This window comes from Pseudosulfitobacter sp. DSM 107133 (genome assembly GCF_022788695.1).
In the GTDB taxonomy this organism is placed as follows: Bacteria; Pseudomonadota; Alphaproteobacteria; order Rhodobacterales; family Rhodobacteraceae; genus Pseudosulfitobacter.
Genome location: NZ_CP085154.1, coordinates 3,364,268 through 3,390,243 on the forward strand (window position 1 = coordinate 3,364,268; position 25,976 = coordinate 3,390,243).

The following is a 25,976-nucleotide window of genomic DNA, read 5'->3' on the forward strand; positions in this document are numbered from 1 at the left end:
TTCGAGCATACCCGGACGTGCCCTGCCCTGCGCAAGCCCCCTAGTAATCCCGCTCGAAGAACACCCCAAGGCCGGTTTCGCCCGTCGATGTTACACTGCCCCGCGCGGTCAGTGACGGCGAGATCGTGAGGTTCAGGTTCACTTCGGCCCCGCCGCCTGCCCCCACGGTGACATCGGTATAGATGTTGTCGGTCAGGTATTTGCCGACGCGTGCGCCGGTTTCGCCGTTTTCATCGGTGACAATGTCCAGATCATCCAGCCCGAACCGTTCGCGGATGCTGTTCAGCAGGCCGCCGCCCTTGCCCGCCAGCGTGCGCACGGCAGCGGCAAGCTGGACCGCTTGCAGGGGCGTGATCTTGGACAGGTCGCGCCCGAACAGCAGTTGCGCCAGAATTTCGTCCTGAGGCTTTTCGGGGGACGAGGTAAAGGTGATTTCGGGTTCCGAGGCAAGACCTTCGACGATGATGCGAATGGTGCCGTCCGACGCGGTGGTGTCGGCCACAAAGCGGATATAGGGATCGAATCCACCCTGAAGCTGTGCCGAGCCTTCGGAGAGGGTCAGCCGTTTGGTCAGGATGTCAAAGCGGCCCCGGATCAGGTCAAAGCGGCCGATTGGCACCACATTGGCGGTGGTGCCGGTCAGGCGCAATTTGCCACCCAGTTCCGCTTCGAGACCGCGCCCGCGCACGAAGATCCGCGCCGGTGCGTTCAGGGTGATGTCGATGGGATAGGCAACGCCGCCACCGCCGCTGCTGCCAGAGGCTGCGCCAGTCTCTTCGATCAGGCCTGCGCGGGCGCGGGTGGCGCGCACGGCGGCGGGTTCGCTGATGTGTTTCAGCCCTTCCAGCACCGGCGCGGTTTCGGCACCGCCTTCGGGCACGCGGATTTCGGTGTTGGCCAAGGTCAGGTCTGCCTTGATCGCCGCCCCCCCTGTCAACGCTCCGCTGACCGTGGCGCGCCCGTCGATGGTGGTTTCATAGAGCTTGGGGTCGGTCACGCGGACACGCGAAAGCGTAATTGCCAGATCGGCCGTGTTGGGCGCATCAAGCCCGACGGGTCCGGTGACACGGATGGTCCCGCCGGTCGAGACCGTGGCGGTGACATCAAGGGTGGCGCGCCCGCCCGACAGGCTGACCGTGGTGACGATGGGGGCCAGCGTGATGCTTTGTTCGGGCAGCACCAGACGGGCGGCCTCGGTCGAGATGCGCCCCGAGAGCGAGGACAGGGCCAGCGGTCCGTTCAGCGACAGGTCGAACCGTGCCTGACCGGCGGCGATTTTGGGCGCGATAAAGGTGTTGGCCAGCCCCACGGGGGCCGCCCCAGTCACGTCGATGTTGGCGCTGCTGGCGTCGGTGGCGACCTGTCCGCGCAGGCTGGCGGTGGTGCCCTGGGGGCCGGTGGCGTCGATGTTGACGCGCCAGTTGGTGCCCACCTGCTCGGCGGTGCCCTTGGCGGTGGCGGGGCCGTTGATGCCGTCTGCAAACAGGCCGATGTCGCGCAGGCTGGCGTCAAAGTTCAGCCTGGCCCCCGCGTCGGTGGTTGTGGCGGTCACGTCGGCCTGCACTTGCAGCGTTTTCAGGTTCAGCCGGTCCACGATCAGCGGCTGGTCGGCGGCCTTGTGGGCAGCCAGATCAAGTGTGCTGGCGCCGCGCAGCAGCTGGTCGACCTCTGCGATGCCCAGCCCCAGGTTCTGCCCGCTGACATCGGTGGAAAGGTCAAAGGTGTTGTCACGCGGATCGAACCAACCCGTTGCGTTCACATTCGCCGCGCCGCCCAGCGACCGGCCCGCAAGTGCGGAATAGGGTGACAGCGATTGCACCGCGCCCTGAACGGTCGCGGTGATGCGCCGGGGCGCGCCGTCGACCACAGGGACGGTGCCGGTCACGCGCACGTCGGCGCGGCCCGGACCCGTGGCGCGCATGTCGGCGGCCCAGTCGGTGCCGGTCTGGCGCAGGGTGCCGTTCAGCGTGGCCGCGCCCGACAGGCCGGGTGCCACCACCGCGGTGTCGGGCACCCGCGCGTCCACGCGCAGGGCGCTGTCGGCGCGGCCCAGCGTGCCGTTGACGCGGGCGGTGATGTGGTCGGTGGTCAGCGTGAAGCTGTCGATATTGGTGGTGGTCCCGTCGCGCTGTGCCACCACGTTCAGCGTGCTGGGGCCGCGCAGCAGACCGTCAAGCTGGGGGATACCGGCGGACAGGTTCTGGCCGGTCAGGTCGGTTTTCAGATCAAAGGTATAATCGCGCAGATCAACCCAGCCCTGCGCCGTCACATTGGCGGCACCGGACAGCGGGCGGTTGGCCAGCGTGGCATAGGGTGCAAGGGATTGTAGCGCGCCTGTCACCTCTGCATTAATGCGCCCCAATGTGCCGTCGACCAGCGCCAGCGTGCCGTCGACAGTCACATCGGCCCCGCCCGGTCCGGTGGCGCGCACGTCAACGGTCACGTCGCTGCCCGCTTGCCGGATCGTGCCATTCAGCGTTGAGGGGCCGTTCAGCCCCGGCTGGATCAGGGAGGTTTCGTTGACCCGTGCCGCCACCTTCAGATCGCTTGCGTCAGAGGATAGGGTGCCGCTGACGGTGGCGTTGATCTGGTTGGTGGCAATTTCGAAATTCTCGATACGGGTGCCGGTTTCGTCGCGCTGCGCGCTGAGGGACAGACGGCTTTGGCCGGCGATCAGCGGGTCGGCCTGCGGGATGCCCACGGCCAGATCGGTGGCGGTGCCGTTCAAGGCCACGTCGAACGCCCCCGACAGCGGCGCAAAGGTAAACCTGCTGTCGAATTTGGTGGCGCCTTGCAGATCCTGCCCCGACACCAGCGCAAACCGCGACAGGTCGGCGGCAGTCAGGGTCATGTCCCCCGCGACGGACAGGTTCAGATCGTCAGTCAGCCCGTCAAGCTGCACCAGCCCTGTCAGCCCGTAGTCGGCCCCCGACAGGTCGATGTCGCGCAGGGCCAGCGGTGCGCCTTTGGTCCAGTCGATGATCAGGCCGCCGTCGATGCGCGGGCCGACGGCCTGGGCCAGTGCGGTGTCGGTCAGCGCGATCCCCTGAGCGGCATAGGTCAGTTTGCCCTGCACGCCGCCAACCTGTCCAGCATCACCCTGTGTCAGGGTGCCATTGCCTTGCAACTGCACGCGGTCCAGTTTCAGGGTTGGCTGGTCCAGCCCCGCAACAGCGATGGTGGCATCCCAGCCCGCGCCCGTGGCCGCATCAAAGCGCACGGCCAGCGTGGCAGTGTCGATCTGGGTCTGCTCGCCCGGCAGGGGCAACAACACCGGCGTGCCGTCGGCATCTGCGATGCGCCCGTCCAGCACGATGACCGACGGCCAGCCGTCCGCGCCCAGCGCGACGTTGCCTGTCAGGGTCAGCGCGCGGGTGTCCAGATCAAGGCTTTCCAGCGTCAGGCGGCCATCGCCAAAGAGGGTGCCCGAGGATTTCAGCGTGATATTGTCGCCAAAGAACGCGCCATAACGCGGCGCAAAGACCGGCGCGATGTCACCGCCCAGATCCAGCACAAAGCTGCGGTCAAGGGGCGGGGTGATAACGGTGCCGTCTTCGGCGGTCGTCGGCGCTGCGTCGGAGGGGGTGCCTTTGAGCGACACGGACCCGTCAAGGCGCGGGGTGTCATCGGTGGCCAGCGTGATGTCGGCGGTGAAATCATCCAGCGGGCCGGCGCCCGCGATGGTCAGGTCAACCGACGGATCACCCGGCAGGGTCAGCAGGGTCGAGACGATGCCGCCGCTGTCTTCGGAGACGGTCAAATTCAGGTCCAGCACGCCGGTTTCATTGGCATAGCTGGCGGCAAGGGTCACGTCGCCCCTGGTTGCGTCGATGCGGTTGATATCGACATTGGCGGTGCCTTCGCCGTCTGCCAGCCGGGCCGAGCCGCTGAGCGAGATCACCGCCGCCTCGCCAAAGAGCGCCGCGCCGATGTCGACGCGGCCGGCCTTGATGGCGTTGATGTTTATGGACACGGGCAAATCCGGGATGGAAAAGCGGCCCGATGCTTCCGGGGCGGGCACGTCGATGCTGTCGGAAGGCACGGGTTTGCGCGGCAGCAGCACCTCGGCCACGGACAGTTCGTTCACCTCGAGTCGGCCGGTCAGCAGGGCGGCGCGGCTCCAGTCCAGCACCACGTCTTTCAGCGTCAGCCAGATGCCTTCGTCGTCGGCAATGGTCAGTTCCTGTATGGACACCTGCGAGCTGAGCGCGCCTTCGAAGCCGATGATGCGCACCTGACGGCCCGCGCCAGACAGGCTGTCTTCGAGGAAGGCCTGCAAATAGCCGCGATCGTCAGATTGCGCCGAGGAAACGCCCGGAAGGCACAGCATCAGGGTGGCCGCAAGGATAAGCAGGAAATGTTTCAAAACGACTGTCCAATACCAACGTAAAATTGCACTCCGTCCCCCGTGTCACCGCCCACGGGGGCCGCCACGTCCAGCCGGATCGGGCCGATGCCCGTGTTATAGCGCAGGCCCAGACCCGCCCCGGCGTGCCAGTCACCCGCATCGGCAAACAGCCCGTCCGCCGAGATGAAACCCGCATCGACAAAGCCGACCAGACCGATGGTGTCGGTGATCGAGGCGCGCACTTCGCCCGACAGGCCCACAAAGGATTTGCCCCCCGACAGGTCGGTGCCGCCCAGATCGACGCCCAGCGATTGATAGGGTTGTCCACGCACAGTGCCGCCCCCGCCCGAGAAGAACAGGAAGTCGGGCGGCAGATCGGCCAGATCGGCCCCGACGGTCGACCCGACCTGCACACGCCCGGCAAAGACCAGCCTTTTCTCTTGCCCGACCGCGCGGAAAATCCGCCCGTCTGCAAAGAACCGCGCGCCGACGTCGGTTTCGTCCAGCCGCACAAAGGGCATCGCCTCGGCCTTGAGATAGTAGCCGCCCGTCGGGTTCAGAATGTCGTCGCGGTGGTCCCATGTGGCCGACAGGGGCGCGTTCAGGAACAAAAAGCTGCGTTCGCCGTAAAAGTCGTCATTGGTGACCTCATAGCGCAGCTCCAGCGCCACTTCGGCCTGAAAATGGTCGGAATAGATGCGCGATGCGCCGACGCCGAAGCGGGCCTGTTGCAGGTCGTAATTCTCTTCGGTTTCGTCCGAGATCGAACCGTAGACAAAGCCGTCGGTGTCGGTGCCGAAAAAGGCCGGGCTGTTCAGCCGCGCGCCCAGACTGTAATCCACCCCGCCCGACTGGCCGCCGATGCCCGATATTTCACCGTCAACGCGCAGCCGTTCGGCACCGCCCAGCAGGTTGCGGTGCATCCAGTAGCTGGACAGGGTCAGCCCCTCGGTCGACGAGATTTCCGCGCCAAAGCCGAAGCGGCGGGGCTTGGCATCGACCAGCGCCAGCGGCACATCCAGCACGTTGCCGTTGCGCAGGGTTTCGGCCTCGGTCAGGGACACCGAGGAAAACGCACCGGTGCGGCGCAGGCGTTTGGCGACGGTTTCAAGTTCTGCGGGCGAGAAAACCGCGCCCTCGGGAAAGCCTGCGATACGGGCGATGCGGTCGGCGCGCACGGCGCTGTCATTGGTCTGTACCAGACGGCCAAAGGTCACGCGCGGCCCAGGTGCCAGCCCCAGCCGGACCGCCAGCGTGTTTTGTGCATGGTTGGCGGTGACGCTTTGTTGCGACAGGGCGACCTTGGCATGGCCTGCATTGCGCCAGCCCGCAACGCCGCTGTCGACGGTTTCCTGCAAGACGGTGCTGCGCGCGGGGGCACCTGTACGGAAATCGTCAGGGGGTGTGTCACCGGGGGCCAGCGGGGCAATCCGGGCCTGACCGAGGCTGAATAGCGGGCCGGGGTTGACGGTAATCGTGGCTTGACTGATCTGCGCGGGCACGTTGAACGTGGGGATCGACGCGGCCTCGCGGCCATCGAGTTTGATGTTCACGACACCGCTGTAATAGCCCATCGCATAAAGTGTGCGCACCAGACGGGCATAATCGGCCCCGGCTGCCGCCAGGGCTGCGCGCGGAGTGGTTTCGGGGTTGTCCGCCGCCGCCACGGTCAGCGACGCCTGTTCGAGCGCCTCGCGCAGCTTCTTGTCGCTGCTTGCAACGGTAAAGCTGCCGATTTCCAATGCGGATGTCGGCAGGGCCACACCAAGACAAAGCAGGGCAGAGACCGCTGCCATGGTTCTTTTGAGGAAAAATTGCGTCACGATTTCAATAACCACATTCTGGCAGTGCGTTTGAGACGACCATAACCAACGGCCACGCGGGTCACCATCCGATATTCGCAACGTTTCGCGTCACGTTGCTGCGACATGCTTCACAGGATGGGCTGCGACATGCCTCACAGGATGGTAAACTAGTCCGTGCGGGGCACGAGGCAACTTCGCAAGTGGCGGCGCAATTTCGCCGATCGCTCCGGGTGGTTTTGCACGACGCGCCGGTTGGGGCGCGCCGCTTTTGTTTTCAAAGGCTTTTCAGGAGCGTTGCAAAAAGCCTCTGATCTGCGCTGCTGTCAGATCGGGCCGTTCCATGGGGGCGAGGTGGCCGGTGGGCAGTTCGGCATAGGTTGCGCCGTCAATCGCAGCCGCAAGGGCGCGTGAATGCGCGGGCGGCACCATGTGGTCGTAAGTTGCGCCGATCACCAGCGCAGGGGCGCTGATCTTACCCAGCGCGGCACTGACATCCAGCACCAGATCCAGTTCCACCTGACGCGCCATGCCCTTCCAGTCCATCGTTGTGTCGAGATCCTGAAGGGCCTGCGCCACACCGTCAGATCCCCAGGACGAAAGCGTATCGGGGCTGAAGCCGGTCAGCAGGATCACCTGCGCCATCGCGCGGGGGTTCGTGGCGATCAGGGTACGCCAAAGCTCCATCTCGATCTTCAGGCGCGGATCGGCGCTTGCGAACCCTGCAAGCAGGATCAGGTTGCTGATGCGCTCCGGCCATTGTGCTGCGACATGCACGGCGACGGCCGCCCCCAGAGAGAACCCGGCAAGGGCAAACTGCGTAAGGCCCGCATGGGTGGCGACGGCCATGATCTGGGCCGCCAGGTAATCCACCGTCAGCACCCTTCCGTCATCTTCGGTTGCGCCCGAACCCGCATAATCGGGGCGCACGACGGTGTAGTCCTTTGCCAGCTCTTGTGTCACCTCTTCCCAATTGCTGCCCCCATCCCCGCCGGTGCCGTGAACCAGCAACAGCGCCGGGCCTGTTCCGTCCTTACGATAGGCAATTTTCCTGCCTTCAAATGTCGCAAAATGCATAGTGCAACTCCTTTCTTGCGTTGAGTCGCGACAAGTCCTAAGCCCTGACAGTACTGTCAGGGTCAAGAGATATCGGAGGCAAGATGCAAATAGGAGAACTGTCCGGGCGCACCGGCGTTTCCGTGCGCATGCTGCGCTATTACGAACAAGAGGGTTTGCTCACGCCGGCGCGGCGCAATTCGGGGTATCGTGATTATGACGCGGCGGACGTGCAGATCGTCAACGCCATACGGATGCTGAACGACGCAGGGTTGAAGCTTGAGTTCATCCGCCGGTTTCTGCCCTGCCTGCGCAGCGCGGGGCCGATATTGCCCCCCTGCCCCGACCTGATGGCCGCAATGCGGCAGGAAATGCAGGTGCTGGACGGGAAACTCCGGGAAATCCGCGAAAGCCGTGACATGCTGGGCACCTATTACAAAGAGATGTCGGCGCACCTGTGAGTGCGGGGGCAGGACCCGTTGATCCTAGGCGCGGTTGCTGATCCAGCGGCATTGATAGGGGGCCAGCGTGATCTGCGGGGCCAGCGGGTCGACATCTTCGCCCGACAGCAGGTCGGTCCAGGCCACGTCCTCGATCAGGTTCAGTACCTCGGAGGACATCGTCACCGTCTCGTCGCTGATGTTGTGCAGGGCAAAGATTGACTGATGCCGGTCCAGACTTTGCCGCCAGACACCAAAGATGCGGTCATCGCCCATGTTTACGGTAAACTGGGTGGCGTTGGGGTGGAATGCGGTCTGGCGGGCGCGCAGTTTCAGCCGCTGTTCCAGCGCGCCCAGCACGCGGGCCTGTGGGCTGGTGTCGTCGTCCAGCAGGGCGCGCAGGGCCGGATAGTCCCAGCGGTGGCGGTTGATGGCGCGGTTCATGCCGCGGTGTTCAACGGCTTCGTGATCGTTGGGCGTGGCCAGCAGCGAATGGATGTAAAAGGCCGGGATGCCTTCGAGCGACATGACGATGGTTTGCGAACAGATGAACCGTTCGAAATGATACTGGTCGGCGCCTTTGAACGTGCGTTCCATCGCGGCGTAAAAGGTGGTGTTCAGCTCATAGGGGCTTTCTCCCCCATCGGGCAGGGTGCGCATGGACACCAACCCGCCGATGGCGCGCACCGTGTCGATGACCTGTTGTTTCTCATGTTCGGGCAACAGCCCTTCGGCGGGGCGCATTCCGATCCCGTCGTGGCTGGCGGTGAAGTTCAGATAGGCACAGCCCATCGGTGCGGGTGGCATCCCGCGCTGCCAGCGGCGCAGGTGTTGCGCCGAGCCGGACATCATCGCGTGCAGGATCAGCGGCGGCAGTGGAAAATTGTAGATCGCGTGCGCTTCGTTGCCCTGCCCGAAATAGCTGAGGTTTTCGGCCTTGGGCACGTTGGTTTCGGTCAGCAGGATGATCTTTTCGCGGGCAAAATCGCACAGCAGGCGCATCAATTGCACAACTGCGTGCGTTTGCGGCAGGTGGATCGAGGGCGAGCCGATTTCCTTCCACAGGAAGGCCACCGCATCGAGCCGGATAATCTCGACCCCGTTGTCCACATGCAGGCGGATGATGCGCAGGAATTCCAGCAGTACCTCGGGGTTGCGGAAATCCAGGTCGATCTGGTCATGGCTGAAGGTGCACCAGACATGGCGCACCCCGTTCGTGGTGTCGACGCGGCGCAGCAGCGGTGTGGTGCGCGGGCGCACGACCATGCCGAGGTCGTCGGAGGGGTCGGCTTCGAAAAAGAACTTGTCGTAGGGTTCCTGCCCCTGCCGGTAGGCGTTGAACCAGTTGCCCTGGCTTGAGACGTGGTTGAGCACCAGGTCGGACATCAGTTTGAAATCGCGGGCAATGCGGTTGATGTCGGCCCAGTCGCCCAGTTGCGGGTTCACGCTGCGAAAATCGGACACCGCAAAGCCGTCATCGGACGTATAGGGAAAGAACGGCAGGATATGCACACTGTTCAGCGCGCCACGCAGGTAGCGGTGCAGAAAATCGTTCAGCAAATCCAGCGGCTTGTGTGCGCCATCAACGATCGAATTGCCATAGGTTATCACCAGCGCGTCCCTCTCGGACCACAGGGAATTGCCGCGCACCCGCCCCCGCTTGCGGCGCTCGGTGCCTTCGGGCCAAAAGGCGTCGATGATCAGGCTGGAGAGGATCGTTGCATCAAGTTCGGGATAGATCTGCTGGACAAGGACGTGCAGCCTTTGGCTGAGGGACGGGCTGCTTTGGGTCATGGCTTAACGCTTTCGGTCTTGGTTTTACGCCTGCGGGGTATCGCAGGACATGCGCACCCTGGTGTGTCTCGCCGGATTGCTGTGCTCCTGTCGCCCGATTATGAAGCCTGCTTGGTCAGGTGCAAGCAAACGTCCCCTGAATGCGCAAATACCAAGCCCGACGCCTATTTTTCTGGCATGTTGTTTGTGCAATTTGCGCTTGCTTGACGCTGGGTCATCAGGCATGGGAATTCACATCTGCCAAAGCGATACATCAGGTGCGCGAATACGGATTTACCGATGACCTTTGGCCTTTTGCCTGTACATTGCCCAGAATGAAACCGATCACAGAAATCACGCGCCTGCGCGCCCTGGAGTATTCGGATATTCCTGAATGGCTGATGCGCCTGTTCGGAATTGCTCTGGGCAGTGTGATGTTGTCGAGCTATGCCCATCAACCCTATGCTATTCTGTGGATCAGCAGTTTCGCCACCGCGCATCTGGCTTATTACCTGTATCTGCGCAGCCGGACCGAAGCTGCAACCCTGACCGAGCTGCGTATTGCGCAGGTGCTGTTTCTGGTCGTGTTGGTCAGTTTTCTATGGGCCCCCGCCTGGATGGCCAGCCAGCAGGACCGCGCGCTTGTTCTGATCGGGGCGGCATTGTTCGGGTGTATTCTGGTCTATCTGATACGGCGAGACGACGTGTGCATGTTCTCCATTGTCGGCGAGATTGTGGTGATCTGGGCAACGCTGACCATCGTTCTGGTCAAAGTGCTTGCCGAGTTCGACAGCACATTGGCCCAGGTCGGGCTGGTGGTCAGCTGGATGGCGCTTGGGGGGTATTTCGCACAGTCTTTGTTGCAGACCCGGCAAATGAGGCTGGCGGAACGCGCAGCACAGGACAGCGCCACACAGGGGCAGAAGCTGGCGGCAATCGGGCAGATGGCCGGTGGCATCGCCCATGATTTCAACAACCATCTGACCGTCATCACCAGCAGTCTGGAACTGTACGAAGAACTGGAAGACTCCAAAGAGCGGGCCGCCTGTCTGGCCGCGGCACAGGCCGCCAGTGTGCAGGCCGCATCCATCGTGAACGAGTTGCTGATTTTTGCCCGCAGAACGCCGCTGCGGCTGGTCAACCTTGATGCCAATGCGCCGTTGCAGGATCTGGACCTTCTGGCCCGGCGTCTGGTGTCGCGCCAGGTTGAAATGAATATCCACCTGCTGCCGCACCCCACGCTTGTCCGCGCGGATCGCAGGCAGTTGGTCACGGCGATCCTGAATTTGGTAATCAATGCAAATGACGCAATGCCCGAAGGTGGCACCATGGATGTCGGGGTGCGTGAGGTCACGCTGGTCTCGCGCCTGAACGTTGCGGGCGGGCGTGTCCTGCCCGCGGGACACTATGTCAGCTTTCATGTGCGGGACACCGGCCACGGCATTCCCAAAAACATCGAGGAGTCGGTGATCGAACCGATGTTCACCACCAAGCCCGAAGGCAAAGGCACCGGACTGGGTCTGGCCATGGTTCATTCCATCACAGAAAGCTTTTGCGGGGGTCTGCTGATCCAGTCCGGCGCGCGCGGAACAACGGTCTCGATCCTGCTGCCACTCGTTAAATCCGGTGCAGAGGTTGGTGCGGACCCCCTGGGCACCTAGATTGAGGCCAACGAAAGGTTTCACTGACATGCACCACTTCTCGCTTCTTGATCTGTCCCCCGTGCCCGAAGGGTCCACCGCCGCCGATGCTTTGGCCAATACCGTCAAGCTGGCGCAGGCTGCCGAAGTGGCGGGCTATCACCGCTATTGGCTGGCGGAACATCACAACATGCCCGGCATCGCCAGTGCGGCAACCGCCGTGGTGATCGGACATGTCGCCGGGGCCACGGCGCGGATGCGTGTCGGGGCGGGCGGGATCATGCTGCCCAACCATGCGCCGCTGATGGTGGCCGAGCAGTTTGGCACGCTGGCAACGCTTTACCCCGACCGGATTGATCTGGGGCTGGGGCGTGCGCCCGGCACCGACATGGCGACGGCGCGGGCGCTGCGCCGCTACATGGCACCCGAAGACAGTTTTCCGCAGGATGTCGCCGAGCTGATCGGCTATATGGCCGACGGCGATGGCAGCGCGGCTGTGCGTGCCTTTCCCGGCGAAGGCACCAAGGTGCCGGTGTGGATTCTGGGCTCGTCCCTGTACGGCGCACAGCTGGCGGCGCATTTCGGGCTGCCCTATGCCTTTGCCTCGCATTTCGCGCCCGCGATGCTGGAGGAGGCGCTGGCGATCTACCGGCGCGATTTCAAGCCGTCAGAGTGGCTGGATGCGCCCTATGTGATCGTGGCTGCCGGTGTGTGCGGGGCCGAAACCGAGGCCGAGGCCGCCTATTTGCGGTCGTCGCAATTGCTGGCCTTTGCGCGGCTGCGCACCGGGCGTCCGGGCAAGCTGCCCCGTCCGGTCGAGAACGTCGCGGACCAGATCCCGCCGCAGGTGATGGCGGGCGTTCAGCAGGCGATGTCCTGTTCGGCCCAGGGCACGCCCGCGCAGGTGCGCGACGGGTTGGCGCGGATCATCGACGCCCACCAGCCGGACGAATTGATGGTGACGGGCATGATCCACGATCACGCCGCGCGGGTGCGGTCGTTCGAGATTGCCGCCGAGGCGCTGCGCAGCTTGCAAGGGGTGAGCGAGCCTGCCTGAACGTCAGGCCCCTGTCAGCCGCCGCTGAGCGGCAGGCGGGCGATCTGGTGGAAGCGTCCCGCATCGTCCTGCCCCAGCAGGGTCAGGGCGTCGATGCTGAAGGGGGACAGTGGCAAAGCGGCAATCCGCGTGGTCAAGGCTGTCTTTGCCGTCTCGCGGGTGTCGGCGTCCAGCCGTCCGGTCAGGGTCATGTGATAGCGGAACTGGTCCATCACATAGGGATAGCCCCAGCGCTGCAAATGCGCCTCTTGCTGCGGGTTCAGGCGGGCGGCGCGGCGCTTTTCCATTTCGGCCCCGGTCGGGGGGGCGCGGTGGCTGTCCAGCCCCTGCACCACCTGTGCTGCCATATCGGCCAGCGCGGGGCTGTCGCCCTGTGGTACGAGGGCAAAGAACCCGCCCAGCCGCGCCAGTTCCAGCCCCGCCAGCGTCACCGCGGGCAGGTTCGCGCACAGCGCCGTCAGATCGGCCAGCAACGCATCGGGCGTGGTGCCGTCCGACAGCCGGAAGGGGGGTTTGACGGTGCCGTGAAAGCCATAGGGGTGCGGCGCAGCAGTGATCGCAGGCATGTCCAGCCCCGCCACTTCGGGCTGCGCGACAGGCTGGCCCGTGGCGCTGTCCCAGCCCAGCCACGCAGCCCCGAAACGGGCCAAGGCGCTGTCGGGGTCGGCGGTGACGTAGATCGCATAGCGGTGGTACATGGGCTGCCTTTCCTGCGCGCTGCCCGACAGATGGCAAATGCCGCATGATTTGCCAAGGCCGCCGGTGCATGCCACATCTGTGCGCAGCCATTGAGAGGACATCTGATGCAGATCCGCACCCTTCACCCCTATCCTTCGCGCCGCTCGGCGGTGCTGGCGGACAATATGGTGGTCACATCGCAACCGCTGGCCGCGCAGGCGGGGCTGGCGATGCTGGCGCAGGGTGGCAATGCGGTGGATGCGGCGCTGGCGACAGCGATCGCGCTGACGGTGCTGGAGCCCACCGGCAACGGGCTGGGGTCTGATGCCTTTGCCATTCTGTGGGACGGGCAGGAATTGCACGGGCTGAACGCCTCGGGCCGGTCGCCCGCCAACTGGACGCCCGAACGGTTCGCGGGTCATGTCGACATGCCCTATCGCGGTTGGGAAAGTGTCACGGTGCCGGGTGCGGTGTCGTCATGGGTGGCCCTGTCCGAACGGTTCGGACGCCTGCCCTTTGGTGATCTGTTTGTGCCGGCCATCCGCCATGCCGAGGACGGTTTTGCGGTGTCACCGGTGATTGCTGCACTTTGGGCGCGGGCCGCCGAGGAACTGGCCCACCAGCCCGGATTTGCCGAGACCTTTTTGCCCCAGGGCCGCGCCCCGCAGGCAGGCGAGCGGTTTCGCGCGCCGGGCCATGCGCGCACCCTGCGGGCGATTGCCGAGACCAAAGGAAAGGCGTTCTACGAGGGCGAAATTGCCCAAGAAATCGTCGCCTATGCCAAACAGCACGATGCGGCGCTGAGCCTTGCGGATCTGGCCGGCCACCGGCCCGACTGGTGTGGCACCATCAGCACAGCCTTTGACGACGCGGTGCTGCACGAGATCCCGCCCAACGGGCAGGGCATTGCGGCGCTGATGGGGCTGGGCATCCTGTCGCACACGGCGATCCGCGACATGGGCGCTGACGACCCGCAGGCGCTGCATTTGCAGATCGAGGCAATGAAGCTGGCACTGCGCGATGCCGAAGCCCATGTGGCCGACCCTGCGCATATGGTGGATGTTACCGCGCAGGACATGCTGGACGCGGGCTATCTTGCCGCCCGCGCGGCGCTGATTGATCCGGCGCGGGCGCAGGATTTTGGTGCGGGCGCGCCCAAGCGGGGCGGCACGGTCTATCTGACGGCGGCGGATGCCTCGGGGATGATGGTGTCGTTCATCCAGTCGAACTATGCGGGGTTCGGGTCGGGCGTGGTGGTGCCGGGCACAGGCGTTGCGCTGCAAAACCGGGGCGCGGGATTTGTGCTGGACCCCGGCCACCCGAATGTGGTGGCGGGTGGCAAGCGGCCGTTTCACACGATTATTCCGGCGTTCCTGATGGGGCCGGAAGGGCCGCGCATGAGCTTTGGCGTGATGGGTGGGCCGATGCAGGCGCAGGGGCATGTTCAGATGGTGCTGCGCACGCAGCTGTGGGGCAACGATCCGCAGATGGCCGCCGATGCGCCGCGTTGGCGGGTGACCGAAGGGCTGGGCGTGGCCTGCGAAACCACCCTGCCCGCCGCAACGCTGCAAGCCCTGCGCGACATGGGTCACGACATCACGCTGGAGGCACCGGACAACGCGTTCGGCTTTGGCGGGGCGCAGCTGATCCACCGGCTGAAGGGCGGCGGTTATGCCGGCGGATCGGATCCGCGCAAGGATGGTGCGGCGGTGGGGTTCTAGGGCCGATGCAGATGCACATCAGGACATTGACCCCCGAAGACGGGGAAGCGGCCGCCGCGGTCTTTTTTGACGCGGTACACAACGGCACCGCCGATGTGTATTCGGTTGAACAGCGCAGGGCCTGGGCAGGGGATGCCCCCGACCCCGCGCGCTGGCGCAAGAGGTTTGCGGACATATCGGGTTTTGCGGCAGAGGCCGACGGCGTTCTGGGCGGCTTCATGACACTGGACGCAGAGGGCTATATCGACCTGGCCTTTGTCAAAGCGGCGCTGGCAGGGCACGGCGTCGGGCGCGCGCTGTACGCGCGGATCGAAAAGCAGGCGCGCACAGAAGGCATTGCACAGCTGACCACCGAGGCCAGCAAAAAGGCCAGGCCGTTTTTTGCACGCATGGGATGGCGTGTGGACACCGAACAGGTGGTGGTCAGGAACGGCACGGCGCTGGTGAACTACAAGATGTCGAAATCTTTGGAGAGGCCCCAATGATCCAGCTTGCGGACGGCAATATGCGTGTTCTCGCGCCGGTATCGACGCTGGACTATTTCGACAGCCAGAGCGTTGATCTGGCCAGACAGGCCAGTGCGCTGGAGGCCTGGAATGTCATCATGTCCCACCCCCAGCCGCTGCTGAAAATCGCGTTTCGGGTGCGTGATGCGATTTCATCGCTGTTTGGTGTCAAGCGCATTGGCGGGTTTAGCGGTCGGCGGGCCGCGCAGGTTCATGTCGGGGACCATCTGGATTTCTTTCTGGTGGAATATGTCGATGACACCTGTCTGGTCCTGACCGAGCGCGACCGGCATCTGGACGTCATGACCTGCATTTCAACGACGGTTTCAACCTCTGGCCCCACCGCCACGGTGACATCGTCGGTGCGGGTGCATAACCTGTTCGGACATCTGTATATGATCCCTGTCGGCATCGCCCACCGCTGGATCGTGCGCGGCATGCTGGGGCGGTTGCGGCACGATCTGTCTGTGTGAGCCGAACGGCAGCCCCCCTGTGGGGGAGCATCATCGCGGGGTGACGTGGACACCAAAGGCGGCGATCAGGGTGAACAGCGCCACGATCAGTACCAGCAGAAAGGCATCTGCGGTCAGCGCCGTATCATCGACCAGCTCGGCCGACGCGATGTTGCGCCGGACATGGCGCATACGCAGGAACGCCAGCACAATCACCAGCGCCCCCGAGGCCAGCATCAGCACACCCGACCACAGCCCCGCCTGAACATCGCCCAGACGGGCCGCGGCCAGTCCAAAGCCTTCGATGGCAATGACGGTGCGCACCCATGCCAGAAAAGTGCGTTCGTTCGAGGCGTGGTCGCTGTAGCGTTCGATCATGGTGGGCCTTTCTTAGGGTTTGGCCGCCCGCGCGACCAGCAACATGGCAATGCCGGTGCTGAGGAAGTTCAGGCCGACCAGAAAACCGACGATCCAGTTCGCGGTCTGGGGCCACTGGGACAGAATGACCGCCCCCAGCAGGAACGAACAGGCGCCGCTGGCGACGATCCATTGCCAATGGGCGATCTGGCCGCTCATCCTGAGGCCCAGCAGGATCGACAGGATGCCCTCCATCAGGAACACGGCGATCAGCAGCGCTGTCATGAACGCAGCCCCCATGCCCGGCGATAACAGGAAAAACAGCCCGACCAGCGCCACAACGACAAAGCCTGCAGCGACGATCTTCCATTCCGAGAATGCCTTGAACGAGCGGGCAAACAACAGGCCCGCGATGCCCCAGAACAGCATCAGCCATGCGACAAGCTGTTCAACAATCACCGTGGCGGCGGCAGGGACGGCGATGGCAAGCACCCCGAGCAGGGCAAAGACGATGCCCACGGTGCGAAAGGTCTTGTAGGGGGTTCGACGTGTGGTCGGATGGGGGGACAGATCGGGCATGGTGTTCTCCTTGAAAGGGCATATTGCGCAACATCCAGATAGCTATCGCAACAGGCCCCACCCTTGTGCGAACCTTACTTATTGTTAAGAAACCCGTTGCAGGCTTGTCTATCTTAACCTGCTTGTCGATGATCGGGGCACCGGATCACAAACAGCGCGCCAGCCGGATGCGCAGCCCCACGGAACCATGGCCCTTATGAAAATCCTGCTTGCCGAAGACGACGCCGCTGTCGCCAAATTTGTCATCACCGGTTTTGAAGAAAACGGGCACAGTGTCGATCATGTGTCGGACGGGCGCGATGCGCTGAGCTATTGCATGTACAATGATTGCGAGGTGGCGGTGCTGGACCGGATGATGCCGGGCATGGACGGGCTGAGCGTGCTGAAGGCGCTGCGCGCGGCGGGCAAGAACATGCCGGTGCTGATGCTGACCGCCCTCAGCGACGTGGACAACCGCGTGGAAGGTTTGCAGGCGGGGGCCGATGATTACCTGGCCAAGCCGTTTCATTTTTCGGAACTGCTGGCACGCGTGCTGGCGCTGACACGGCGGCGCACCGATCATGTCAGCCAGACCGAACTGGTGGTGCATGACCTGACGCTGGACCTGCTGGCGCGCACCGCGCAGCGCCAGCACCAGCTGATCGAATTGCAGACCAAGGAATTTGCCTTGCTGGAAATCCTGATGCGCAACGCGGGGCGTGTGGTGACGCGCACGATGCTGCTGGAAAAGGTGTGGAATTTCAACTTTGACCCCAACACCAGCGTGGTCGAAACCCACATCAGCCGCCTGCGATCCAAGGTGGACAAACCGTTTGACGTGGCCTTGATCCACACCATGCGCAACACCGGATATTCGATGCATGGACCGCGGTAACGTCTTTTCCGGCGGGGCGTTTCGCGTCACCGTCTATGCGACGCTGGTGCTGGCCATCGTATTCGTGCTGACGGCGGTTGCCGGCTACCGCTATTTGCAAGAGGAGCAATACGGGCAGGTGCGCGCGCGGGCGGAACCGGTGATCGGGATGTACCGTTCGATCTATTCACAGGGGGGCGATGCGGCGGTGGCCGCGTATCTGGGCAAAACCGCGTCGCGGGCCGAAGTGCTGAGCGTGCGTGATGCCAGCGACACCCGGATTGGCGGAGGTTTCGATTTGTCGATGCCGGTTGCGGGCTGGCATGTGCGGCAGGTGCCCACCGGTGCCGAGGGGCAAAGCGAACCCTATTACCTGCGCGCAGAGCAGATCGGCAGCCATCGCTTTGTCATCGGCGAGGCGCTGGCACCCTTGCAGCGGGTCGAATTCATTTTCATCCGCACGCTGATGAGTATCGGGGCGCTTCTGGCGCTGGCCTTTGTCGCGCTGGGGTATCTGACCAGCCGCAGCGTACAGGGCAAGCTGGAGCAGATGGGACGGGCCTTGCAGCGCTTTGCAGGCGGGGAAACCGATGTGCGTCTGCCGGTGGCCGCAGCAAACGATCAGGTCGACCGGATCGCCCAGACCATGAACGACCAGCTTGACCGCCTGTCGGCTCTGATGGCCGAAACGCGGGCCAGTGCCGTTGCCATTTCGCATGATCTGAAACGCCCGCTGGCGCGTTCCTTGCTGGGGATGGAACATGCGCTGATGCAGGCCGAGCAGGGCCATCTGCCGCAGGCCACGCTGGAAGACATCCATGTCGAGCTGACCAATCTGAACGGCATTTTCGATGCGATTCTGCGGATCGCGCGCATTGATGCCGATCAGGGGGTATTCCAGCCACAGCAGGTGGATCTGGTCGCACTGGTGCGCGACATTGCCGAAACCTATCAGGTGGTGGCCGAGGAAAGCGGGCAGACCATGACGCTGGAGCTGCCAGAGGCCGCGCGTTTGGACGTGCGCGGCGACGCGCGGATGTTGACGCAGATGCTGGCCAACCTGCTGCAAAACGCCGTCACCCACGGGCGCGACGACACCCACATCACGCTGCGTTTGTCCGACACGGCCCAAGGCCCCCTGATCGAGGTGGCAGACACCGGCCCCGGCATCGCCAAGGCGGATCAGGCGCGGGTGTTCGATGCGTTTTTCCGCGCCGAACAGGCCCGCAGCACGGGTGGCAACGGTCTGGGGCTGACGCTGGTCAAAAGCGTGGCCGACCGGCACGGGGCCACAATCACGCTAGCCGACAATGCGCCGGGGCTGCGGGTGGCGGTGGCGTTTGTTCCTGTGATCGATAGGGTTACGCACGCGTGCTGAGGGTCAGATGACGTTCGCCAATGCCGCATGCTGTGCGGATGTCGGCGCCCATACGCGCCAATAACCTTCAACAACATCTTGGGTTTTGAAGGGGGTTTGTGGCAGCATCAAACAAGGTATTTTGCGGGTGTGTCAATAACGAGCGTTTTTGGAAGGGCAGGGCGAGGGATGACTTTCCCAAAAGCGGTTGTTGGTGCGCAGTGCGGCGGATGGCGGGAACAAGCCCAAACAAGCTGATGCTGCATCGTGCACGAGTGACTGCTATTGTATGGGAGCGCTCAGCTAAGCTAGGTAGTTTCGCACAGGCTATCTGGGCATGGGTCCTGACACAGTTCTAAAGTTTGGCAATTAACTTTGCTTTGGCTTCTGAGAATTCACCATCGGTCAGAATACCGCTTTTGTGCAGTTCATTTAACTTCCCAATTTCGTCAGCTACGGAAATCATCGCCGAAGATGGAGGTGTTGCCGTCTCTTCTTTTTCTCTAATAAGTTGATTTGCCAGCTCTGCAAAGATTTTCACGTCTGATTTCACACAGTTATCAATAACGACCAGCCTTGCGCCAATATCGATTGTGATCTTCCCCAATACCCACCCTTGTGAAGCTGAAACGGCTTGTACCCGATTTAACCGTATGCTCTGAGTATCGACGGAAGAAGACAACATCGCATGATCTAGGCACAATATGCGTTCGCTGGTCAAAGCGGCGACCCAAGTATTTGCCCCAAAATCAAAATCGTTTGACGTTTCGCTTTGAGTCATTACGCCCGATACCAAGGCAAACACGACTTCGTCTTCTTGCAGGTACTCTCCGAGAACCTTGAGTTCTTTCTTGGTGCCGAAAGTATCTATTTTGAGTCCGTTAAGTTCAAATATTCCCGCCCAATCGCCTTGTCCAGTTAGTGATTGATATTGCTCCAAATTATTCATTTTCATTCCTAAGCCAATTATAAAAAATGCCAGTCGAGGGCGAATGCTAGCTTGTGCCACCCCGTTCTTGTCAACAACTTACCGAAAACCGACTGCGGTTCAATAGGTTGCATAGATCTGACAGTGCATTTGCAACCGAATGCGGACATCCGCACAGCCGCAGCGAATTCACCCTTTGTCCCGCTCACCGGACATCCATGTGCCTCACAACCCGCGTCCGCTTTGGGATTTTCATCCGTCCAAAAACCACCCTTTGTTGAACGGCCCTCCGAAGTGGAGTTTGCAGCAGTTTGAACCATGCTCCGACTTGCGCCCCTATTGCGCAACACAATGGCCCGACAGGGCGGACCTGTCGGGCCATCGTCGGCTACACTCAGGCAGCGGTGTCTTCGCTGATCCCTGCGTGGGTTTCGTTAAAGACGCGGCGCAGGTGGTCTTCCTTGCTGCGGTCAAGGTTGGTGCGGATGATGTGCCCGCCCTTGATGCCCAGACGTTTGACCACACGGTCGCTGGCTTCGGTGCGCATCATCATGAACAGGGCCGCCTGCCCCGGTTGCAGCACAGTGGCGACATCTTTCATAAAGCCGTCGTTGATGCCGTAATCGGCCAAGGCGCCCGACAGCGCCCCTGCCCCTGCGCCCACGGCGACGCCCAGCAGAGGGTTGAAGAACAAAAGCCCCACCAACAGCCCCCAAAAGGCACCGCCGGTGGCCCCGACGGTCCAGGTGTTGACCATCTGGTTCAGCTTGATCTTGCCATCTGCATCGGCTGTGGCAACGACGGCGTCGGCCACATCGACAAGATATTCGCGGGACATGCCAAACAGCTCGGTGCGGGCGGTTTCGGCGGTTTCGGGGGTGTCATACCCGATGACGATAAGTTCGTTCATTGTCTTTCTCCTTGGGTTTCAGAGTTTCGGCGGGCCATCCCGTCAGGTCATCGACCAGCCGTGGCTGACGTTCAGCGACTGGCCTGTCAGCGCATTGGTCGGGAAGGCGGCAAAGACCCAGGCCACATCGGCCACGTCTTCGACGGTGGTAAATTCCTTGTCCACGGTTTCGCCCAGCATGACCTTGTCGACGACCTCTTGCTCGGAGATCCCAAGGTCGCGGGCCTGTTCGGGGATCTGTTTTTCGACCAGCGGGGTTTTGACAAAGCCGGGGCAGATCACATTGGCGCGCACGCCTTTGTCGCCGCCCTCCTTGGCGATCACGCGGGCCAGCCCCAACAGACCGTGTTTGGCGGTGACATAGGCCGATTTCAACGGCGAGGCTTCTTTCGAGTGGACCGAGCCCATGAAGATGATCGACCCGCCCCCGGCTTTGTACATGTGTGGCAGGCAGGCCTTGGAGGTCAGGAACGCGCCGTCGAGGTGGATCGACAGCAGCTTTTTCCATTCGTCAAAGGGGAAATCCTGCAAGGGGTGCACGATCTGGATGCCCGCATTGGACACCAGCACATCGACGCCGCCCCATGCCTTGACCACCTTGGCTACGCCATCGTTCACCTGTTTTTCATCGGTGACGTTCATTTCCACCGCCATCGCCTTGCCGGGGCCCCGGGCGGTCAGCTCTTGGGCCACTTTTTCGGCCACGTCCAGCTTGAGGTCGGCAATGACGACACGCGCGCCGTCGGCCACATAGCGTTTGGCGATGCCAAGGCCGATGCCGCTGGCCGCGCCGGTGATGATGCAGATTTTGTCTTTGAGGTTCATGGTTCCGGTTCCTTTTGGTCAGGAGGTTAAGAGGAGTTCAGCGGGCGGGATCGAGATAATCATGCACGACCTCGCCCAGCCCCAGCGTCAGGTCAGCCACCAGATGCACCGCGCCGACAACCTCGCGCACAGGCAGGTCCGAGACAGGCGCCAGCGCATGTGCGTGCAGATCGAGCGCGGCGGGACCTTCCCACGCGCCTTTCAGGGTGAGATCGGTCATGTAGTAGCGCACCAGTTCGCAGATGCGCGGGGTGCAATCGACATGGGGGATGATCTTGAGCAGGAAGCTGGGCGCGCGCAGGCTTTGCAGCACCGCGTCATGGTCCAGCGGGCGATGCTTATAGCCCATGGTGCCGGTGGCCACGCGCACCGATCCCATGTCCAGCGTGCCCACCAGCGTTTCGCTTTCGACGCGCAGCGCCGGCTCGGCCAGCTTTTTGGGAAAGCCCCAGATTTCGCGCCCGCCGGCAATCGGGGCGTCGTCGTTCAGGTACATGCCATGCACATAGCCGCCTTTTTGCCCCTTGTAGCTAACAGGGATCACTTGACCGGATTCCGTGTAGTCGCCAAATCCGGTTGAATCGGGCATTCGGATAAACTCGAATTTGACAAGCGGGTCGGTCACTTCCAGCGGTTCCGGCACCACCGCGCGCAGGGCATCGATGTCTGTGCGGTAAGTGATGATCAGAAATTCGCGGTTCACAAAGCGGTAGGGACCACGCGGATAGGACGGGCTGGTCAGCGGCATCGAGAAAGCCTGGGCGGTGACGTCGGTGATTTTCATTTTCTGTCTCCTTTGGATGGGGTTGGTGCGCCCAGATCGAACAGCTGCAAACCGTCCTGACCTGCAACGCGGCTGTGCCAGTCTTGGTGCGACAGGGTGCGCTGCACGTCCTGTTCGCCTGCGTCCCAGTGCTGGGTCATGGACAGGCGCGAGAACTCGTAATCCTTGGCGCTGCCTTCAAAGCCTTGTTTGCGGTGGATCAGTTCGACCAGCGTGATCGGACATGCTGGGCCTGTGGCCTGAAGCGCGCGCAGGTCGGGATTGTCGCGCAGGTCTTTGGGCAGTTGGGCGGCAAGCCGGTTGGCCGCCATTCGGATGCTGTGCAACTGGCGATAGCGGTCGGTGGTCAGACGGGTGCGGCTGGAATACTGGATATCCTTTTGGCGCTGCGCCACATCTGCCAGCGTGGCAGGCACCGCGTCGCGGGCGCTGAACAGGTCCATCTGGAAAATCAACGCCGGATCGCGGCCCAGATTGTCCATGACAAATTGCAGCGGCGTATTCGATACCAGCCCGCCATCCCAATAGCTGCGCCCGTCGATTTCCACGGGGGCAAATCCGGGGGGCAAGGCACCGCTGGCCATGATGTGTTCGGGGGTGATCTGCGTTTTGGCGCTGTCGAAATAGACAAAGTTCGCGGTTTCAACATCTACCGCCCCGACGCTCAGACGCGGGCCTTGGGTGTTCAGATAGTCGAAATCGACACACTCCAGCAACGTGTCGCGCAGCGGGGAGGTGTCGTAGACGCTGATTGCGGCGTTGGGTGTATCGGGCAAGAATGCGGTCGCGTAGCGCGGTTTGAAAAACCCCGGCACGCCGGTGGCCATGACGGCAGCGGCAGCCGCTTCACCATAGAGCATCCGGCCAAGGGGGCCGGTATCCCAGATTGGCGCGGGCAGGCGCGCGCTGACACGCCCCCAAAAGTTACGCAGCGCCGCCACGCGGTTGCCCGGTGCGTTCCCGCAAATCAGCGCGGCGTTGATTGCACCGATGGAAATGCCCGCCACCCAGTCGGGTTCCTGCCCCGTTGCGGACAATGCGGCATAGGCACCGGCCTGATAGGCGCCCAGTGCCCCGCCGCCTTGCAGGACAAGCACGGTGTGTTCTTTGATCTGTGCCATAACACTCAACTCCAACTGCTGCCGCGTGAATCAGCGACAGGTGTTGAGCCTGTTATGACGGGCGGGGTGATCCCCCAGTTTGTGTGAAACTTACATAAATGTATGAAACCCGCAGAGGCAGGGGATCAGGGCGCAGCGGCTGCCAGCCACATTGTTGCCACATAATGCCGGGGTTTCAGCGCCGGAATGCAGACTGGCGATTCGCCCAAGAAAGGACCTGCACTGCGATTGCGCGGATCAGGCCAGCGGGTCGGCAGAAGCGAAATCCACCATAAAGGTGGTTCCGACGCCGATCGTGCTTTCATAGCTGATCTGGCCGCCGTGGGCCTCGACGATACGTTTCGAGATGCTAAGCCCCAGCCCTGTGCCTTCGAACTTGCGATCATCCTGACTGTCGAGCTGGAAGAACTCTTCAAAGATCTGCCCCTCGCAACCATCGGGGATACCGATACCCTGATCTTTCACCGTCAGGCGCACCTGATCTTCAAAGGACACGATTGCAACCTGCACTTCGCCACCTTCCCTGGAAAACTTGGCCGCATTTGACAACAGGTTCAGCAGAACCTGTTCGACCCGTTTTTGATCAGCTTCAATCCAGAACTTGCCGGGCGCGACATCGGCATGGATCGACACCCCCATGCGTTGCGCATAGGGGAGGGTTTGCTCGACGGCGCCTTGTGAAAGGACCGCCAGATCAAGCCGTTCGAGGTTCAAGACCATGCGCCCCGCATCCGAGGACTGGAGGAACAGAAGGTCTCCGACAAGATCGCCCAGCCGGTCGCTGTTGCGTCCGGCCATTTCAAGCAATCGCTGCATTTTGGCAGGCGCTTCGCCCAGCACACCGGAATTGATGATGTCCAGGGCACCTTTGATAGAGGTCAGGGGCGTGCGCAATTCGTGGCTGACCGTGGCCAGAAAGCGCGTTTTGGCCTCATAGGCCGCCAGCGCACGCTTGTGCTCGGTTTCCAGCTCGATGCGCCGATCCAGCTGTGCGTTATAGCCAACCAGAAAATTTCTGGCCAGTTCAACAATGAATCCAAGGACGAAAACCACCGTGAACAGGCTCATCCAGATTTCGGAGGACAATGGAGGGTTAACGATCCAGACATCGCGAATCGGGATGAACAGGATGGCTGTCACATAGATGGCCAGCCGTATTCCCAGCACCAGCAGGAAATGGTGATTGTTCATGGCTGCGAAGATAGACGCCGAGACAAGCATGAACAGCGGGAAGAAATGGCCACCCTCGTTGCCCTGTAGCGTTGCAATCGCAATGCAGAAAAAACTGATGGTAAGCGCGCTGAGAACCGTGCCGATGTAAAGCCTGCTCATGTCCTTGCGAAAGGCGCGCGGGGTCATGGACTGACGCGTCAGGATGCGACGAAAGACTATGCCATCATAGGCTTCGCAGAACCATACCGCGGCATAATAAAAGGCCGCGGTGGTCCAGTCATAGTAAAACCCGGTCAGCAGGATCGCCGCCGAATAGATGACGATACGCTGCACGAACAGCTTCTGCCCGACCTCGGCATAATCCTTCAGCCGGTGCCGATCCGCCCACGTCACGGCAGTCCGCAGCCTTACTTGCGTATCGGGAGCAGCGATCTTGGTCATCTCCATATTTCGGTTCCGAGCCTGTCCGGCACGCCCATCATTGTTGCAGAAAAATCAACAAAGCCAATTTAGCGTTAAAAATTGTCAGTATAGTGGCGGAAATGTGGGCTAATCGTATTAGTTGTATATAAGATATACACACACTTCTGAGGGTATCAGGCCAAGATGGAAACGTCTGCTAAAATGGGGTCGTCAGCGGCAAAATTCCCCGGACTGCGCCCGCAAACACCCGAGAAAGCGGGTGGGACTGACCGATCTTACACGCGCAAGTCCCAGTTCAAGAACATCGACGCGCATAATGACAGTTCTGGCAGAATTGCAGAAACAACCATTTCGGTAACAAACCAGCACCGCTTTGGTGAGCTGTATGTCGATTTTCTGCGGGCCCGGAAACGGGTCTTTATCGACCACAAGAAATGGGATCTTCCCAATACGGACGGCATGGAATTCGATCAATACGATACGCCCGAAAGCTCGGCCGTGGTCGTGCATGAATTCGGGCGTGTTCTGGCGGGTGTCAGGCTGCTGCCGACCACTGCGCACTGCGGCTGCTACAGCTATATGCTGCGGGACGCGCAGCGCGGGCTTATTCAGGACATTCCGGAAACAGTGCTATACGAAGAAGCACCCGTTGCCCCGCACGTCATCGAAGCGACACGTTTGTTCATCGCCCAGGATGTTTCTGCCGAGCGGCGGATGCTGATCCAGTTGAAGCTGATGAACGCTATGGCGCGTTCGGCCAATGCGCAGGGTGCAAAATTTGTCATCGGCATCGTGCCTGCCATTTTCCAGCGCTGGATGACGCGGCTGGGATACAGCGCAGTTCCGATGGGCCCCAAGCTGCACATCAGCGGCGACAACACCCAAGCCGCAATCATGAACGTGAGTTCGGCAGTTGACTGGGACCAGATGCCAACCGCCACCGCATCGTGACGGCATAGGGGCGAGCTGGCCAAAATTACTGTGCAGATGCTCGTAACCACTTGTAATCTTTAGGGAAGGTGTCGCACGGGTTTTCGGCACGCCAGAAACAAAAAACCGCCCTGAGAGCGGCTGTTAGCGTATTGATAATGTTTTGTAATTTTGGTTGCGGGAGTAGGATTTGAACCTACGACCTTCAGGTTATGAGCCTTGAAGCATGCGTTTCCAATAACTGATCATTATCAGTCACTTGC

22 protein-coding genes are annotated in these 25,976 nt (G+C 62.1%); 9 read left to right on the forward strand and 13 right to left on the reverse strand.

All coding sequences use genetic code 11. The features are described from left to right. Positions 1-40: 40 nt before the first annotated feature. The 3 genes from DSM107133_RS16780 to DSM107133_RS16790 form a co-directional block, all read right to left on the reverse strand. Positions 41-4,366 carry a translocation/assembly module TamB domain-containing protein gene (locus DSM107133_RS16780; protein ID WP_114294159.1) on the reverse strand — a complete coding sequence of 1,442 codons (4,326 nt, stop codon included), beginning with the start codon at positions 4,364-4,366 and terminating at the stop codon, positions 41-43. Continuing rightward, entirely contained in the window at positions 4,363-6,144 is a 1,782-nt protein-coding gene (locus DSM107133_RS16785; RefSeq protein WP_114294158.1) for an autotransporter assembly complex family protein, read from the reverse strand. The genes DSM107133_RS16780 and DSM107133_RS16785 overlap by 4 nt, the downstream gene beginning before the upstream one ends. A gap of 294 nt (positions 6,145-6,438) precedes the next feature. Beyond that, positions 6,439-7,227, reverse strand: a complete 789-nt coding sequence (locus DSM107133_RS16790) for an alpha/beta hydrolase (protein ID WP_114294157.1) — start codon at positions 7,225-7,227, stop codon at positions 6,439-6,441. Positions 7,228-7,310: 83 nt separating this feature from the next. On the opposite strand from DSM107133_RS16790, the gene DSM107133_RS16795 reads away from it, so the two are divergent. Further along, positions 7,311-7,667: a MerR family transcriptional regulator gene (locus DSM107133_RS16795; RefSeq protein ID WP_114294156.1), complete on the forward strand. Its 357-nt coding sequence runs from the start codon at positions 7,311-7,313 to the stop codon at positions 7,665-7,667. A 24-nt stretch (positions 7,668-7,691) separates the two neighbouring features. Here DSM107133_RS16795 and DSM107133_RS16800 read toward each other — a convergent pair whose 3' ends face one another. Further along, positions 7,692-9,440, reverse strand: coding sequence for a sugar phosphorylase (locus tag DSM107133_RS16800; RefSeq protein ID WP_114294155.1), 1,749 nt, complete (start codon positions 9,438-9,440; stop codon positions 7,692-7,694). A 314-nt stretch (positions 9,441-9,754) separates the two neighbouring features. Here DSM107133_RS16800 and DSM107133_RS16805 point away from each other — a divergent pair, with 314 nt between their 5' ends. Together DSM107133_RS16805 and DSM107133_RS16810 are read left to right on the forward strand one after the other, a co-directional pair. Further along, positions 9,755-11,080 carry an ATP-binding protein gene (locus DSM107133_RS16805; protein ID WP_162792067.1) on the forward strand — a complete coding sequence of 442 codons (1,326 nt, stop codon included), beginning with the start codon at positions 9,755-9,757 and terminating at the stop codon, positions 11,078-11,080. Positions 11,081-11,108: 28 nt separating this feature from the next. Next, positions 11,109-12,116 carry an LLM class flavin-dependent oxidoreductase gene (locus tag DSM107133_RS16810; protein ID WP_114294153.1) on the forward strand — a complete coding sequence of 336 codons (1,008 nt, stop codon included), beginning with the start codon at positions 11,109-11,111 and terminating at the stop codon, positions 12,114-12,116. A 14-nt stretch (positions 12,117-12,130) separates the two neighbouring features. Here DSM107133_RS16810 and DSM107133_RS16815 read toward each other — a convergent pair whose 3' ends face one another. Continuing rightward, a complete protein-coding gene (locus DSM107133_RS16815) occupies positions 12,131-12,814 on the reverse strand; it encodes a DUF1045 domain-containing protein (RefSeq protein ID WP_114294176.1) in 684 nt (227 codons plus the stop codon). Between the two features lie 105 nt (positions 12,815-12,919). On the opposite strand from DSM107133_RS16815, the gene DSM107133_RS16820 reads away from it, so the two are divergent. From DSM107133_RS16820 to DSM107133_RS16830, 3 genes are read left to right on the forward strand one after another with little or no spacing between them, the layout of a single operon-like run. Then, positions 12,920-14,515 carry a gamma-glutamyltransferase family protein gene (locus DSM107133_RS16820; protein ID WP_114294152.1) on the forward strand — a complete coding sequence of 532 codons (1,596 nt, stop codon included), beginning with the start codon at positions 12,920-12,922 and terminating at the stop codon, positions 14,513-14,515. Between the two features lie 11 nt (positions 14,516-14,526). Then, on the forward strand, positions 14,527-15,000 hold the full coding sequence (locus DSM107133_RS16825; protein WP_240310577.1) for a GNAT family N-acetyltransferase: 474 nt from the start codon (positions 14,527-14,529) through the stop codon (positions 14,998-15,000). After that, a complete protein-coding gene (locus DSM107133_RS16830) occupies positions 14,997-15,494 on the forward strand; it encodes a DUF2867 domain-containing protein (protein ID WP_114294150.1) in 498 nt (165 codons plus the stop codon). Before DSM107133_RS16825 ends, DSM107133_RS16830 begins: the two co-directional genes overlap by 4 nt. A 30-nt stretch (positions 15,495-15,524) precedes the next feature. Here the strand turns inward: DSM107133_RS16830 and DSM107133_RS16835 are convergent, their stop codons facing one another. Both DSM107133_RS16835 and DSM107133_RS16840 read right to left on the reverse strand, forming a co-directional pair. Then, positions 15,525-15,851, reverse strand: coding sequence for a DUF202 domain-containing protein (locus DSM107133_RS16835; protein WP_114294149.1), 327 nt, complete (start codon positions 15,849-15,851; stop codon positions 15,525-15,527). 12 nt (positions 15,852-15,863) lie between these two features. After that, on the reverse strand, positions 15,864-16,409 hold the full coding sequence (locus DSM107133_RS16840; RefSeq protein ID WP_114294148.1) for a DUF308 domain-containing protein: 546 nt from the start codon (positions 16,407-16,409) through the stop codon (positions 15,864-15,866). A 196-nt stretch (positions 16,410-16,605) separates the two neighbouring features. Between DSM107133_RS16840 and DSM107133_RS16845 the strand changes: the two genes are divergently transcribed. Continuing rightward, complete coding sequence (locus DSM107133_RS16845; RefSeq protein WP_114294147.1) at positions 16,606-17,283, forward strand: response regulator transcription factor; 678 nt, start codon at positions 16,606-16,608, stop codon at positions 17,281-17,283. Further along, a complete protein-coding gene (locus tag DSM107133_RS16850; RefSeq protein ID WP_114294146.1) occupies positions 17,270-18,640 on the forward strand; it encodes a HAMP domain-containing sensor histidine kinase in 1,371 nt (456 codons plus the stop codon). Before DSM107133_RS16845 ends, DSM107133_RS16850 begins: the two co-directional genes overlap by 14 nt. A gap of 334 nt (positions 18,641-18,974) precedes the next feature. Here the strand turns inward: DSM107133_RS16850 and DSM107133_RS16855 are convergent, their stop codons facing one another. From DSM107133_RS16855 to DSM107133_RS16880, 6 genes are all read right to left on the reverse strand, one after another. Further along, positions 18,975-19,568 carry a PH domain-containing protein gene (locus DSM107133_RS16855; RefSeq protein WP_162792066.1) on the reverse strand — a complete coding sequence of 198 codons (594 nt, stop codon included), beginning with the start codon at positions 19,566-19,568 and terminating at the stop codon, positions 18,975-18,977. A gap of 373 nt (positions 19,569-19,941) precedes the next feature. Then, complete coding sequence (locus DSM107133_RS16860; protein WP_114294144.1) at positions 19,942-20,457, reverse strand: DUF1269 domain-containing protein; 516 nt, start codon at positions 20,455-20,457, stop codon at positions 19,942-19,944. 42 nt (positions 20,458-20,499) lie between these two features. Continuing rightward, positions 20,500-21,282 carry a 3-hydroxybutyrate dehydrogenase gene (locus DSM107133_RS16865; RefSeq protein WP_114294143.1) on the reverse strand — a complete coding sequence of 261 codons (783 nt, stop codon included), beginning with the start codon at positions 21,280-21,282 and terminating at the stop codon, positions 20,500-20,502. A gap of 37 nt (positions 21,283-21,319) precedes the next feature. After that, a complete protein-coding gene (locus DSM107133_RS16870; RefSeq protein WP_114294142.1) occupies positions 21,320-22,066 on the reverse strand; it encodes an acetoacetate decarboxylase in 747 nt (248 codons plus the stop codon). Then, complete coding sequence (locus DSM107133_RS16875; protein WP_114294141.1) at positions 22,063-23,187, reverse strand: DUF3734 domain-containing protein; 1,125 nt, start codon at positions 23,185-23,187, stop codon at positions 22,063-22,065. The genes DSM107133_RS16870 and DSM107133_RS16875 overlap by 4 nt, the downstream gene beginning before the upstream one ends. 237 nt (positions 23,188-23,424) lie before the next feature. Next, positions 23,425-24,801 (reverse strand): HAMP domain-containing sensor histidine kinase, encoded by a 1,377-nt coding sequence (locus DSM107133_RS16880; protein WP_114294175.1) that lies wholly within the window; start codon positions 24,799-24,801, stop codon positions 23,425-23,427. 378 nt (positions 24,802-25,179) lie between these two features. Here DSM107133_RS16880 and DSM107133_RS16885 point away from each other — a divergent pair, with 378 nt between their 5' ends. Further along, positions 25,180-25,734 carry an acyl-homoserine-lactone synthase gene (locus DSM107133_RS16885; protein WP_243253597.1) on the forward strand — a complete coding sequence of 185 codons (555 nt, stop codon included), beginning with the start codon at positions 25,180-25,182 and terminating at the stop codon, positions 25,732-25,734. Positions 25,735-25,976 lie beyond the last annotated feature (242 nt).

What these genes read in the sequence shown, in the direction of transcription:
- DSM107133_RS16815 (WP_114294176.1), bottom strand. Translation starts at nt 12,814, where the DNA reads ATGTACCACCGCTATGCGATCTACGTCACCGCCGACCCCGACAGCGCC.
- DSM107133_RS16785 (WP_114294158.1), bottom strand. Translation starts at nt 6,144, where the DNA reads ATGGCAGCGGTCTCTGCCCTGCTTTGTCTTGGTGTGGCCCTGCCGACA.
- DSM107133_RS16830 (WP_114294150.1), top strand. Translation starts at nt 14,997, where the DNA reads ATGATCCAGCTTGCGGACGGCAATATGCGTGTTCTCGCGCCGGTATCG.
- DSM107133_RS16805 (WP_162792067.1), top strand. Translation starts at nt 9,755, where the DNA reads ATGAAACCGATCACAGAAATCACGCGCCTGCGCGCCCTGGAGTATTCG.
- DSM107133_RS16860 (WP_114294144.1), bottom strand. Translation starts at nt 20,457, where the DNA reads ATGAACGAACTTATCGTCATCGGGTATGACACCCCCGAAACCGCCGAA.
- DSM107133_RS16850 (WP_114294146.1), top strand. Translation starts at nt 17,270, where the DNA reads ATGGACCGCGGTAACGTCTTTTCCGGCGGGGCGTTTCGCGTCACCGTC.
- DSM107133_RS16865 (WP_114294143.1), bottom strand. Translation starts at nt 21,282, where the DNA reads ATGAACCTCAAAGACAAAATCTGCATCATCACCGGCGCGGCCAGCGGC.
- DSM107133_RS16880 (WP_114294175.1), bottom strand. Translation starts at nt 24,801, where the DNA reads ATGACCAAGATCGCTGCTCCCGATACGCAAGTAAGGCTGCGGACTGCC.
- DSM107133_RS16840 (WP_114294148.1), bottom strand. Translation starts at nt 16,409, where the DNA reads ATGCCCGATCTGTCCCCCCATCCGACCACACGTCGAACCCCCTACAAG.
- DSM107133_RS16835 (WP_114294149.1), bottom strand. Translation starts at nt 15,851, where the DNA reads ATGATCGAACGCTACAGCGACCACGCCTCGAACGAACGCACTTTTCTG.
- DSM107133_RS16825 (WP_240310577.1), top strand. Translation starts at nt 14,527, where the DNA reads ATGCACATCAGGACATTGACCCCCGAAGACGGGGAAGCGGCCGCCGCG.
- DSM107133_RS16800 (WP_114294155.1), bottom strand. Translation starts at nt 9,440, where the DNA reads ATGACCCAAAGCAGCCCGTCCCTCAGCCAAAGGCTGCACGTCCTTGTC.
- DSM107133_RS16795 (WP_114294156.1), top strand. Translation starts at nt 7,311, where the DNA reads ATGCAAATAGGAGAACTGTCCGGGCGCACCGGCGTTTCCGTGCGCATG.
- DSM107133_RS16820 (WP_114294152.1), top strand. Translation starts at nt 12,920, where the DNA reads ATGCAGATCCGCACCCTTCACCCCTATCCTTCGCGCCGCTCGGCGGTG.
- DSM107133_RS16870 (WP_114294142.1), bottom strand. Translation starts at nt 22,066, where the DNA reads ATGAAAATCACCGACGTCACCGCCCAGGCTTTCTCGATGCCGCTGACC.
- DSM107133_RS16845 (WP_114294147.1), top strand. Translation starts at nt 16,606, where the DNA reads ATGAAAATCCTGCTTGCCGAAGACGACGCCGCTGTCGCCAAATTTGTC.
- DSM107133_RS16810 (WP_114294153.1), top strand. Translation starts at nt 11,109, where the DNA reads ATGCACCACTTCTCGCTTCTTGATCTGTCCCCCGTGCCCGAAGGGTCC.
- DSM107133_RS16790 (WP_114294157.1), bottom strand. Translation starts at nt 7,227, where the DNA reads ATGCATTTTGCGACATTTGAAGGCAGGAAAATTGCCTATCGTAAGGAC.
- DSM107133_RS16875 (WP_114294141.1), bottom strand. Translation starts at nt 23,187, where the DNA reads ATGGCACAGATCAAAGAACACACCGTGCTTGTCCTGCAAGGCGGCGGG.
- DSM107133_RS16855 (WP_162792066.1), bottom strand. Translation starts at nt 19,568, where the DNA reads ATGAATAATTTGGAGCAATATCAATCACTAACTGGACAAGGCGATTGG.